Annotated in this window: 13 protein-coding genes; 6 read left to right on the forward strand and 7 right to left on the reverse strand. The window is 37.8% G+C overall.

Going from position 1 to position 12440, the window contains the following annotated elements:
* Nucleotides 1-2: 2 nt before the first annotated feature.
* Together FJR05_RS12050 and FJR05_RS12055 are read right to left on the reverse strand one after the other, a co-directional pair.
* Nucleotides 3-173: a CopG family transcriptional regulator gene (locus FJR05_RS12050; protein WP_168644306.1), complete on the reverse strand. Its 171-nt coding sequence runs from the start codon at nt 171-173 to the stop codon at nt 3-5.
* Nucleotides 174-536: 363 nt separating this feature from the next.
* Nucleotides 537-2153, reverse strand: coding sequence for a hypothetical protein (locus FJR05_RS12055; RefSeq protein ID WP_168644307.1), 1617 nt, complete (start codon nt 2151-2153; stop codon nt 537-539).
* Between the two features lie 297 nt (nt 2154-2450).
* Between FJR05_RS12055 and FJR05_RS12060 the strand changes: the two genes are divergently transcribed.
* The 3 genes from FJR05_RS12060 (at nt 2451) to FJR05_RS12070 (ending at nt 3699) form a co-directional block, all read left to right on the forward strand.
* A complete protein-coding gene (locus FJR05_RS12060) occupies nt 2451-2807 on the forward strand; it encodes an iron-sulfur cluster assembly accessory protein (protein WP_168644308.1) in 357 nt (118 codons plus the stop codon).
* Nucleotides 2808-2955: 148 nt separating this feature from the next.
* On the forward strand, nt 2956-3378 hold the full coding sequence (locus tag FJR05_RS12065; RefSeq protein ID WP_168644309.1) for a M48 family metallopeptidase: 423 nt from the start codon (nt 2956-2958) through the stop codon (nt 3376-3378).
* A 72-nt stretch (nt 3379-3450) separates the two neighbouring features.
* Nucleotides 3451-3699 (forward strand): hypothetical protein, encoded by a 249-nt coding sequence (locus tag FJR05_RS12070; protein WP_168644310.1) that lies wholly within the window; start codon nt 3451-3453, stop codon nt 3697-3699.
* An 88-nt stretch (nt 3700-3787) separates the two neighbouring features.
* On the opposite strand, the gene FJR05_RS12075 is transcribed toward FJR05_RS12070, so the two are convergent.
* The gene (locus tag FJR05_RS12075) at nt 3788-5386 is read right to left on the reverse strand and encodes an Hsp70 family protein (protein ID WP_168644311.1); all 1599 of its coding nucleotides are present in this window, start codon (nt 5384-5386) and stop codon (nt 3788-3790) included.
* Between the two features lie 168 nt (nt 5387-5554).
* On the opposite strand from FJR05_RS12075, the gene FJR05_RS12080 reads away from it, so the two are divergent.
* Nucleotides 5555-6946, forward strand: coding sequence for a hypothetical protein (locus FJR05_RS12080; RefSeq protein ID WP_168644312.1), 1392 nt, complete (start codon nt 5555-5557; stop codon nt 6944-6946).
* A 230-nt stretch (nt 6947-7176) separates the two neighbouring features.
* Here the strand turns inward: FJR05_RS12080 and FJR05_RS12085 are convergent, their stop codons facing one another.
* A complete protein-coding gene (locus FJR05_RS12085) occupies nt 7177-7782 on the reverse strand; it encodes an exopolysaccharide biosynthesis protein (RefSeq protein WP_168644313.1) in 606 nt (201 codons plus the stop codon).
* A gap of 210 nt (nt 7783-7992) precedes the next feature.
* Nucleotides 7993-8862 (reverse strand): lipid kinase, encoded by an 870-nt coding sequence (locus FJR05_RS12090; RefSeq protein ID WP_168644314.1) that lies wholly within the window; start codon nt 8860-8862, stop codon nt 7993-7995.
* 475 nt (nt 8863-9337) lie between these two features.
* On the opposite strand from FJR05_RS12090, the gene FJR05_RS12095 reads away from it, so the two are divergent.
* Nucleotides 9338-10471, forward strand: coding sequence for a cyclopropane-fatty-acyl-phospholipid synthase family protein (locus tag FJR05_RS12095; protein WP_168644315.1), 1134 nt, complete (start codon nt 9338-9340; stop codon nt 10469-10471).
* Nucleotides 10472-10595: 124 nt separating this feature from the next.
* Here FJR05_RS12095 and FJR05_RS12100 read toward each other — a convergent pair whose 3' ends face one another.
* Both FJR05_RS12100 and FJR05_RS12105 read right to left on the reverse strand, forming a co-directional pair.
* Nucleotides 10596-10937, reverse strand: coding sequence for a type II toxin-antitoxin system RelE/ParE family toxin (locus FJR05_RS12100; RefSeq protein WP_254446919.1), 342 nt, complete (start codon nt 10935-10937; stop codon nt 10596-10598).
* Nucleotides 10934-11230 carry a type II toxin-antitoxin system Phd/YefM family antitoxin gene (locus tag FJR05_RS12105; RefSeq protein ID WP_217385581.1) on the reverse strand — a complete coding sequence of 99 codons (297 nt, stop codon included), beginning with the start codon at nt 11228-11230 and terminating at the stop codon, nt 10934-10936. The genes FJR05_RS12100 and FJR05_RS12105 overlap by 4 nt, the downstream gene beginning before the upstream one ends.
* Before the next feature lie 838 nt (nt 11231-12068).
* Here FJR05_RS12105 and FJR05_RS12110 point away from each other — a divergent pair.
* Complete coding sequence (locus FJR05_RS12110) at nt 12069-12425, forward strand: hypothetical protein (protein ID WP_168644316.1); 357 nt, start codon at nt 12069-12071, stop codon at nt 12423-12425.
* Nucleotides 12426-12440 lie beyond the last annotated feature (15 nt).

Below are 12440 nucleotides of genomic sequence, written 5' to 3' on the forward strand. Positions count from 1 at the left end.
TATTACCCCCCTGCCACTTCATCCCCTTGGGGTAAACTTCTAATCAGTTCTCGAATCACATCCGTTGCCGGTCTACCTGTCTGTTGACAATATTTTTCTAGTTTTTCCGCCTCTTGTGTGGCTAGATTCACTGTTATGCGTTTAACCGCCCATTTTTTGTTTGTCATTATCATGCACTTTGCTGTATATTAACTTGATTTAGAGAGTCTGGTCACTCAAAACAAAAATGAGACTATGAGAGTCAGTCTGAATTAAAAATGTAACAAAAACACTAATTTTATTTAAAATCTTCAGTTTGTCAACTACTTTCCCAAATAAATTTGGCGATAACCTTGCTTGAATACTGGAAATTCCTGGTAATTTGAGCCTGAGCGCCATTGATTCGACCTATCAATGTGTAAATAGGGAACAGGAAATAAGGAACAGGAAACGGGGAATCGGGAAGAAAATAGAGCAGGATAATCTTACAAGAACAAAATTGGGTTGTTATAGATATCCTGTAATTTAATTTATAAATTCTAGGTATATCTATTGATTTAGTCAACCGTTTCCAAGCTTAATTCTTCCGAGGAAAGTACATGAGCTTCTAATAAAGCCATCATATCTCTTAACTGGGGATTACCACGAGAAGCTCCAGTCAATCCTTTGGCAATAATTAACCCACAATGTCCTTTAGTATTTTGACATCGCTGATGCCATTTTCGCTTGGCTTCTATATGCACTGGATCGTCATCTAAAAATTGCCCAAACAAAAATAATTCACTGTTATGCGTTTGTAATAAACCTAAATCGTATAGATCATCATCTACTGGATCTGTGACGGTGTGAAAGCAGATGGCGTTTAATCCTCCAGCGGCTTGAATATTTTCAATAATCCCTTTAGCTTTGGGACGGGAGGTTTGAATGACAATCACAGGTAAACCATCACCTGCTGGTTCAAATTCCTCGGCTGCTTGGTGATTAGGTGCTTGACGCAGGTAATTTAATGTTTCCCAGGGTAAGACACCCAAACTCATGAAAGCATCTTCTGGGATTAAATCGTCTCTTAAGGCTTCAAATATGGAATCGTTATCTTCATCTTCATCTTCGTCATCTAAATCAAAACCAGCCATTTCCTCTAGTTCTGCTGTCAAATCTGGCATGGTAGAAACGGTGACAGTTAAGGATTTACGATTGTTTTCGGGTTCTTGTAGGGAAATTCGATAACGTTGACTCAGGGTAAGAAAATCTTCATCGTATAATTGCCGATGGTGGTCACGAAGAAACCGCAATAAACTTTCTACGGCAACAAAAGTGAGTAGTGCTTCTTCTTCATACAAAACGGAACGTAACCCTTCTAGGGGGTGAATATTGCCGAAGGTGGGTTGAATTTCGGACAGGGGCATTTGTGCTAAATTACCCAGATCATCGTCTTCGTTCTCGTGCAGGGAGTCAAAGGTGAGAAATAGACAATCTTGTTTGAGGAAGGCTTCTTCTAAATCTTGATTTAGTTCATCTTCGTCAGCTAAAACAGCAGCCCGAAACCTTTTGAGGGAATCTTCTGAACGATAGAACAAAATTCCATATTCAATGCCCAACATTCCCATGACGGAGGCATAGAGTTTTTCTACGTCCCATTGATTGATTTCTATGGATAAAATTTGCTGTTCTTCTAGAAATCGCCAAGGGGCGGCTTGCCAGACTTCTAAGGCTTTGTCATGGAGGAGTTTGGCGTATTTGGGGGGTAAGTCGGGAGTTTGGCTATCAATGACTTCGGCAAAGGAGCGAAATAGTTCGTCAATTATGGGTAATTCCGATACGTAGTCAATGGCAATGTCTAAATCCTGTAGGACTCCGCGCAGGTAAAATTGAATTTCCCGATCGCGCACAACTATTCTTTGTGGTCTACCGGGTTTGGCTGGACTTTGGGGATGTTCTATTGCCCGCATGAGGGTACGCACGATGGCTTCTGGACCTAAAGTGGGATCTATCATGTCCATGCCTCTAACAATGCCTTCTGAGGCATCTACCCAAAGAATGCAATCTCCTTTGGTATCCGGGTCTGTAAATGGGGTGTGTGGTGATGACAATGGACGGCGATCGCCCTCCCATACAGAAGGAATCTGGGTTAATTTCTGCAACCGACGACTGGTAGAGCGATTAAAACTTGTCATAGAGTAAGTGAATCAAAACAAAGCGATGGAAAATGGGAACTTTGGGAATGGTTAATCTTTCAACACACCTAACCCCTCAATTCTAGGATAAAAATCTGAGGTTACTGACAAAGGCGCAACAGTTGACAAAAGAAGGGTTATTCTACAATTTTCTCCTATCTTTCCATCTTCCCATCTTCTTATGCTTTTTTGCCGTCGTAATGTCGCTAAAATAAATACAAAAACATTCATAGCAACTCAGAGGTACAAAAATGCCTACTGGGATATTGATAAAACTAGTTCAGGAGTTAAAAATTTATGACCCAAGCAACTCAAACTCAACAACGGGGAATTCTGTTATCTGAAGCGGCTTTGCGTCAGGTTAAGTCTCTTCAAGATAAGCAAGGTCAAGATTTATGCTTGCGGGTGGGAGTCAGACAAGGTGGTTGTTCGGGAATGTCTTACATGATGGATTTTGAGGATGTCAGCAAGATTACCCCTGATGATGAGGTTTTCGATTACGATGGCTTCAAAATTATTAGCGATCGCAAAAGTCTACTTTACCTTTACGGCTTAATGCTCGATTATAGTGATGCCATGATTGGTGGTGGTTTCCAATTCACTAACCCCAATGCCGCCCAAACTTGTGGTTGCGGTAAGTCTTTCGGAGTATAATACCGTGAGAAGTCAGGAGTCAGGAGTCAGGGAGCAGGGGAGCAGGGGAGCAGGGGAGCAGGGAGAAAGAATTTTTCCATAACCACTGACAACTGACAACTGACAACTGACAACTGACAACTGACAACTGACAACTGACAAATGACAAATGACTAATACAATTGATTCCCTATTTGATACAGGTTTAGAACGTTATAAAGCTGGAGAATCTGTAGAATCCTTGATTCCTGTATTTAAAGAGGTATGCGATCGCTCTCCTAAAGCCAGTTCAGCCTGGATTTGTTTAGCTTGGTTATATCTTCTTGATAACAAAGGTAAATTAGCTTTTAGTGCTGCTAATAAAGCCGTGAAACTCAATCCCCAAGACCCACAAGGCAGAATTAATCTAGCTTTAGCTATGCTAGAAACAGGTCAAAAAGGTTTACGGGAACATATTGACATTGCACAACAATTAATATTTGTTAATGAAGAATGGCAAGAAGAAGTTAAAAATAGCATTGAAGATGGTTTAACAAGAAAACCTGATTGGAAAAATTTAGCCAAAGTTAAAAAATGGTTATTTGAAGAATAGGTAATGGGTAATGGGTAATGGGTAATAGGTAATGGGTAATTAACAACTGACAACTGACAACTGACTAATCACATGAAAGACAAATTATTAAACTGGCTCAATTCCATATTAGTTGCTGATGTTTTTCTCGTAATTTTTGGTTTTGGGTGGCTGGTGATAGCTGTGATTGGTGATGCTTCGGGAATTAACCTGGGATTAGATTTGTGGCACAAACTCTGGATACCAGTATTTAACCCTGCTATTGGTATCTTGATGGGCGGTGCGTTACTTAGTGGTATTATTAGCTGGGTATCTAAAAAGCTGACTAAAAATGAGTTATAGCAGGAGTTAGGAGTCAGGAGAAAGAAAGAAGAAAGAAGGAGAAAAACCTTTTTTGAGCAAGAGTTTGACTGTTAATTGATAGTTCTCCTCAACTCAATTGTGCTACAAGTTGATTTTCTACTAAGGTGTTGTTGGTTAATAAGTCTTCAACTGTAACTCTTAAAAACCGTTGTTCATCTACCTGAAAATAGATTTTAATGCGATCGCTTCCAGGAAATCCTGGAGGTTTTAGTTTGGCGATTTTACTGGCATTTGCGCTATCATTGAGGGGTTTAACGGTAGTTACACGAGTATCAAGCTGACGAGTAATTAAGCGATCGCCATCAAAGTATATTTCTGTTGCCCCTGTTTGGGCACCTAATTCCCCGATAATTAACTCAATGCTGGATTGATTTTCGACGGAAGCACCTAAAACTAATTCTACTGGTTGAGTCATCGGGTAAGGTTGTCCGGTTTTAATGATAGGATGCCAATTGTGACGTTGGTTGCGGCGATCCCAATAACGCACACCATAGCTATGATAAAGGTAGTCCTTGATTTCTATGCCTTGGGTGATTTGTAATGCACCATGTGCGATCGCTTCAAAAGGCAATTGACGACGGATTTTTTCTGGTTCAAAATATTGTTCTATCCATGTCTGCACCACTGGTAATTGTACAGTTCCACCAACTAATAATACTGCATTAATATCATCAATTTCTATCCCATAGCGTCGCGCTTGCTGTAGTAAAGTCATCATTGAATCATGCAGCTTATCGAAAAATCCGTTTTCTTTCAAAATATTTTCAAAGGTGTAACGATCAAGATCCATTTCATAACTTTCAAAAGTTTGATCGTTAAAATAAACTTCACTAGCTTTATCGCAGGTAGATAACTGAATTTTCACTCGTTCCGCGAGTCGTGCGGTGAGAGAACTAACTGGTAAGCCTTGGGTTTTTGCAAAATAATCTACTATCCAATTATCAATATCAGTTCCGCCGAGATTTTGCCCTGCTTTGGCTAATACACGGGCTGTTTTAGTCTTTTGTTTAGAATCTTCCCCTAGAGTTTTATCACCCCATTTAAGGAGAAATCCTAAAGGTTTAGTTTTAGCTTGTTTTCCCTGATCTAAGCTTACCAAAGACAAATCTAATGTTCCTCCACCAAAGTCAACAACCAAGAGAGTTCCTTGATCTGTTAAACCATACCCCAAAGCCGCAGCAGTAGGTTCATCTAACATTCGTATTTGTTCAACGGGTAGTGATTGACAAACTTTCCCTAACCAGTAACGATAGGCTTCAAAGCTGTCTACAGGTGCAGTTAAAACCAGGGAATCTATTTTCCCTTCGAGGATGGCTAATTCGGCAATTACTTGGCTTAAAAACCATTTTCCTACTTGTTCAAAGGTAATATTTTTACCATCCAGTTCTGGTAAGAAACCCTGGATATCTGCACCGATTCCTCGTTTAAAGTTACGGAAAAATCTTTGATCAGTTTTTATATCTAAACCGCGATCGCACACCTGTTGTCCAGCTATAATTGTCTCCGCATTAGCATTTTCTACATAAACTAAGCTGGGTATTAGTGGTGGGTTGAGGAATTGTTGCGCTGATAAACCAGGCAGATTTAGGGTTTCTGCTTGTTGAGTGACCGGATTCCAACGAGTGATAACTGTGTTACTTGTACCAAAATCAATAGCGATCGCCATATCTTAATATTATTTCCGAAAATAGAGAACAGGATGCAGGGGCATGGGGATAATTACTTATTACCAATTACCAATTACCCACTACCTATTACCAGAATAAACTATCTAACTAGCAACTTTTGTGGTATTAAATCGGTCAGAGTGTAAAAACTACCCAAATATCTATTTATGCCTCTTGACGCTAAAGGTATTCCCGGTTTACCTGATTTAACACATCCCCAGGAATTATTGCAATTTGGTACTCAATTACTCCAAAGTTCGCTATTATTATTTTTTTTAATTATAGCCTTGGGAGTGGCAATTGCCCTAATTAGTTTTTCTCTGCGAAGATATTCTACTGAACAAGCGGTTTTTTTCGGTCAATGGTCAATTCGTTACTCCCAATTATTACAAGGATTACAGCATTTAGCTTTAATCTTAATTTTGTTAGTAACTGGCTTTTTTCTGTGTTCCACCTTAAGCAATCGTTACCATCATTGGGAACAGGCCAAAGTCTCACAAGTTGCGGCTACTGTAGCAGGTGATAAACTCGAACAAATTTCTCCCCAAATTCGCTACATTACTGAAGAACCTTATGTTTATAATACCCAAGTCAATGGTAAAATAGTTAAAGTTAACGATAAACAAAAAGTTACTCGTTACCTCGCTTTAGCAAGTTCAGAAATTCAAGTTAAAATTAATCAAAGTGTAGATGTCCAAAATCGGAGTTCTATTTATCAGACAGACTATACAGCTAATTACAAAGTTATTAACCAACTGAGTGATATTAATAGTTTTTTCTTGGAAGTACCACCCCCTAATGGTTCTTCTATCCTGCGCGGTTACAAAGTAGAACGAGATGGGACAAGACTAAAACAAACAAATAACGATAATTATAGTTTTCCTTTCCGTTTAGAACCGGGACAAGAAACTACTTTTAAAGTTACCTATAAAGCCGATGGTGGTCCCCGCTGGGTTTATAGTGCCACAAATCAGTTACTTTCGCAATTTAGACTGGTGGCGATCGCTAATTTTAATAATGCTGACTTTGCCAGTGGGATTACTCCTGATAATATTAAAGTTGATGGCAAAAGCACCCAATTTACTTGGACTTTTGCTGAAAATGTGGCTGTAAAAAACCCTTTTGGTGTCTTTACTAGCACTAAACCTATTGGCAAAACTGGCATTATTCCCCGGTTATTATTGTTAGCACCAGCTTTGTTTTTATGGTGGATATTGCTGCTGTACTTATCCCTACCCATGACTTTGAAAAATGTCGCTATTGCTGGAGGTATTTTCTTCGCTTGTTTATTAACACTAACCTATCTATCACGGTTAATTAATGCTGAATTAGCTTGGTTAATGATTGCACTAATTTTATTAGCTTTAAGTTATGGTTTAGGCGCAAATCGTCGTGTTTCTTTAGCTGCAATTATTTGTACAATCTCTGGAGTTGTTTTACCTGTATTTGGGTTATTAATTCCTTTTAGTGGCTTAACCTTGAGTATTGCTGGGTTACTATCAGCCACTTGGTTAGCCGTGCTACATTGGTACGGATGGTATAATTTACAAGAGAATTAAATCTTATATGCCCGGCTTCTTGAAGAAGTTGGGGATCTGGGGACGTGGTATTTTAGCAGCATAAAAAAACAAATTTCCACCCAAACTATCCGGATGGAGTAATACAAGAGATGGATACTTAAATAGTAGATGCACCTTAATTAAACTATTACCCTCGGCTTTTAGCTGGGGGTTTTTCTTGGCTTTGGGATTTCTATTCTAGCAACTTATCAGAAGAAATGTCAAAAATTTTATTTGAAAATAGCAGGCAGTAAATTGGGGGCTAACCATAGGGCATAACCAATAAAACCAAACAGTAAAGTAATTAAGAAAGTAGCAATATAGCTAATACACATTAGTAAACCATCCGCTTCAATGGTAGCAACTGCTAAAAGTAAAATTCCCACAGTCGGAATAGGATTGGTAAAAGGAACGGGGGAAATTAATAATATTGTTAACCAAGAGATGCACAGCCCATTAAATCGCCAAATCCAAGGATGATTAGCCACTTTTTGTAATCGGGGACGGGCAATTTTTTCTAATATCCTAGTCACGCGACGCAGATTTTGTAAGATAATTTTAGCGAAAGCGTTGGGAAATTTATAATTAGCAATTTTTTTGGGTAGCCAAGGTGTTCTTTTCCCTAAAACCATTTGCAATGATAATAATAAACAAGCACCACCTAAAGGACTAGTCAAGCCTGGAGGCATGGGAAATAGAAAAGGTAATACCAGTAATGTGATTACCAAGCTAAAACCTCGTTCGGAAGTTTCTGCAAGGATATCACCTAAAGTCAGCGGCTGTTCACTTAAACGTTCTAGTAAAGATTTAATTTCTTGAGAAAAGCGTAAATTCATAAATATGATTTTAATGATTTTTGTGATTCTTATGATACAGCAAAATTCAGGAGTGAACACCGCTAGATGATTGCTTGTTGACAGATAGGAGTTTTGATTTTGATTTTTTACCTCGCTTACTGGCAACCTGCTGTTTAATTACATAAATAATAGTCAAGATATCATCAAATAAATCAGATCAATCAGGTAAATCATAGTTTAGGATGATAGTTAGGGTGCTAAAACAGCGATCGCTTGAGGAATCACCCGAAACACAGCGGGAGTATGGGTTGTGATTTCTCCATCTGTATTAATAGGATGGGGTCTGCGAGTGTATACTGTAATTTCCTGACCTTCAAGGGCGCGGACATTTGGCGAATGAATATGTCGTCCTTGACGCATAGCCGGAAGTAGGGGGAGAATTTGCCACCAATGATCAATTTCTAAGCTATAAAGATCCAGCCTTTGATCATCTATAGCTGCATCGTGAACTACAGCCATACCACCACCATAATAGCGACCATTACCGACAGCAATTTGCACGGTTTTCACATGAATTGATTCATCATTCAGGCGAATTTCTGCACTAAAAGGGCGAGATTTCCAAATTACTTGAAATGCAATCGCAGCATAAGCAAATATACCCCAACGCCGTTTAATTTCCTTGGTTAATTGTTGAGTAATTTTTACACTTAACCCCAAACTAGCCACATTAAAAAAATATTTACCATTTACAGAACCTAAATCAATTCTGCGTGACTTTCCAGAAGCAATAATTTGACAAGCTTCCGTCAAAGAGTTGGGAATTCCTAAAGTCCTTGCTAAGTCGTTAGCAGTTCCTAGCGGTAAAATACCCAAAGGTAATTGAGTCTCAACTATCGCCTCAATAGCAGCATTAAGCGTACCATCACCACCACCCACAATTACCAAATTTATTTCTTGTTGATAACGCCGAATCACATCACCTAATTGATTGGGATGTTCCGTAGATTCTGTAATTATCTGTAAACCCAATTCATTTAAACAATTTATCGCTTCTTGGTAACGTTCTTGTCCTTGACGAGAATTACTATTTATTAACAATAGTGCGCGGAGGCTCATTTTGGCTACCTTTTGTAGTTTGTATATGGAATTATTTACATCTATTTACTGAAAATCTCAGTGCAGGATGATCAAAAGGTTGAGACTTAACTGATTATAGAATACAACAATATGGTTCTATCGGAATCCAGTTTAATTATTGAAAAGATCCGTAAGCTATGTTAGAGACAGCGTAACACGCCAACCCATTGCTAATCTTGCATTACGGATTTCATTTTATGGCGAAGCACTATCCGCACCCTACAATACTTAATTTGGTTCATAAATCAAATAGTAATCCTATATAGCAGTTGTCAAGCCTGTAGGGGTTTCCTCGCCCTCTATTTTATTTTATCCTCAAGATAACTACTATAGTAATCATTATTTATTCCTTATTTTTCTTCATATCCATCTAAAGGAATATCTATTATTTAATAATATTTTGACTTGATTTTATTGATATAGAATAGGGGCAGTTTTGCAACCCAAGATAAACATGAGTTCATCAACGATTTTACAAAACATGGAAAGACATCTTCCCATAGTGGGAGATGTGCATACTAAAAGTCCAATTGCTTACAAAGCAACCCGTCTTGCGGTTAGTACAGTTAACGCAGTGCAAATGGCAATAGCCGAGTCTTATATCAATGGATTAGAAGTACCGGATGCTGTGTTGCGATCGCTTTTTGATAGTTGTATGCCCATCTTTTTTAAATATTTCCCATCCCTGCTTGCCCCCTACGAATGGGTATTAACAGAAACAGACCATACTGCCGAAGGTTCGCGGGATTTAATGAAGATTCAGTACGACTTACCTCAAGCTATGCTGAATCCCATGTTAGGTGATGGAAAACTCATTTATCCCAAATATAGCATGGGATTGTGGGAAAAAGGAGCAGCTAATCTCGAACAATCACAAATGCAAATGATTGATGATGTAATTGACAAATTAGAAATCAAAGATGGTGATAATATTTTAGATTTTGGCTGTGGTTGGGGCTGCGTAGCTAATTATATTCTTGCCAAATTTCCCAATGTTAAATTCACAGGAATTAACTTGAGTCACCATCAATGTGAATATATGCGTCAAAAAATGCAAGATCCTGAAAGTTATCTTAGTTCTGGTCGTTTTACTCTCTATGAAGGAGATTTAAACGATGCCAAATTTGAAACAAAATTTGATAAAATTCTCTCAATTGGCGTTTTTTGTCATGTAGGTAATTTAACAAAAGCTTTCCGAAAACTGGCATCTTTTCTCAAGGATAACGGCAAAGTTTTTATTCATATTATTACAGTCCGCACCCCGAATAATATATCCAGTGTTTTCACTCACAAATACATTTTTCCTCATGGACGTTACTGGAAATATGATGCGATTCCCAGCTATAATCAAGACCTCAAAACTATTGACCAATGGTATCTTAATGGTTCTAATTATTCCCAAACTTTTGCAAGTTGGTTAAAAAACTTTGATGATTCTCAGGCAATAGTTAAAGATTTAGATTACGGTATTGACTATGCCAAATTTCGCCGCATCTGGAGATTTTATTTAATTTGGTTTGTTGCTAATTTCGCCAGTTGCGATGGTGAATACAACGGTAATGGCCAATATTTAATGGTTCATGCCTAATCTTTGATTTTAGTTATAGCATTGCTTCAGTAGGTTGGGTTGACGCAAGGAAACCCAACATTATTAAACCTGATGATTAAAGCTGTTGTTGGGTTACGCTGTTGCTTAACTCAACCTACATTAGTTATTCTGATTCTTTGTCGATCATTGGTTTTTGAGCCGTGTGTCGCACAAAAATAATTTGAACATTATCATCAACAATTGTAAAAATAATTCGATAGGCGTTTCGTCCCTTTCCGTATATAAGTTGTCGTATTTCTTGATCAAAAAAGTCATTTTCAAATGCTAGAGAACAACGAGAAGGCATTTTTTCTAGTGCTAGAATAGATTTATATAATCCTTCTAACCATGTTCTAGCCTTTTGGTGAGAAATATTAATAAACCAGAAATAAGCTTCTTCTATGGCTTTTTGTGCTTCTGGTTGGATGATAATTTGATATTTCTCATTCATTGGGAACTGTCTCATTTATTAAACAATTCATTAAAGAAATCTTCGGCTTTTTTTCCTTCACCTTTCTGCATTTGTTCTAAGCCAAGTTTAATACCTTTTAATGTTTCTACTAACTCAGCAGCATCTAAAAGTTCTTGATAAGATTCTGCATCTTGAACAACTAACTCGGCTTTTCCGTTGACAGTGAGAACTAAGGGGTGTTTTGTTTTTTTAATCTGTTGTAGAAATTCAGTGGTGTTACGCTTAAATTCGGTGAGGGAATGTATATCTTTACTAAGATTGATCATGGCTGCAAGTTTAATTAGCATCTAATTCGATGTTAGTTGTGATTGGTGGTGTTTGTCAATGATTTTTTTTGAGTGGGTTGGTTATTAAAGCTGTTGTTTGGTTGCGCTGTTGCTTAAACTAACCTAAATTACTTACAGTATATGGTTATAATTGCATTTGTTCGGGTAATACTTTGAAGGAAAGCAGCGATGAAAGAGTATAAAAGTTCACAGATATTTGTACCAGGTAGAATGCCACTGCATACTTATGTGGCTCGTTCAGAAAGAAATTTGGAAAATAAATTACGTTCGGCAACTGATAATTTGTGCAAACTAGTGACCATAACAGGTGCAACAAAGTCTGGTAAAACAGTTTTAACTATACTAAAAACGGTTGAGACATGGACTTTTGTAAAATCACGAAAACCCCAGATTTGTAGGGGTTTAGCACTGCTAAACCCCTACCCGGAGAATCAAGTAATTAAGCCGTGTTGAGTATAATAAAGTATTTCCCAAAAATCAAATAAATCTTTGGATAGATGGGGGAACGATTGGAGAAGAGGATGATTTTTGGCATTATATTTTAGCAGGAATTAAAGGTTACACTGATGTAGAGCGAGAAAAGTCAAAGGAAACTACATCATCAATTAAAGGGGAAATTGAAGCGGAAGCCAATATGGCTTTTGTTATAAAAGGAAAAGGAAATCTGGGATCATAATACTCTGAAAATAGTGGTATAGCAGAAAGTAAAAGTATTTCTTTTAGCCCACGTTCCGCCGCAATAACCCAACTTCGGAAGACAAATATTCCTTTAATTATTGATGATTTTCACTACTTTGATAGGGACTTTCAAGGAAATATTATTCGCGCCCTAAAACCTTTGATTTTTGATGGACTTCCTGTTATTCTTATCGCTATACCTCATCGTAGATATGATGCAGTCAAAGTAGAAAGAGAAATTACTGGAAGGCTTGAGTCAATCACCATTCCAAGCTGGAGTCATGAAGAGTTATTAGAGATTCCAAATGAAGGATTTCCATTACTTAATGTACAGTTATCTCAAGAGATTGCCTTGCGTTTAGCATCGGAAGCGTATGGTAGCCCTCATCTTATGCAGGAATTTTGCCGTGAACTTACAAACTTTTACAAAGTTGAAGCAACTTTATCAGAAAAACTAGAAATAAATAGTGTACCTGATGAAGTAACTGTTCACACTCCCCCACTAAAAAGGAATTAGGAAGTAACAGGGATA

The sequence above is a fragment of the Dolichospermum sp. UHCC 0259 genome, from assembly GCF_009711935.1.
Lineage (GTDB): Bacteria > Cyanobacteriota > Cyanobacteriia > Cyanobacteriales > Nostocaceae > Dolichospermum.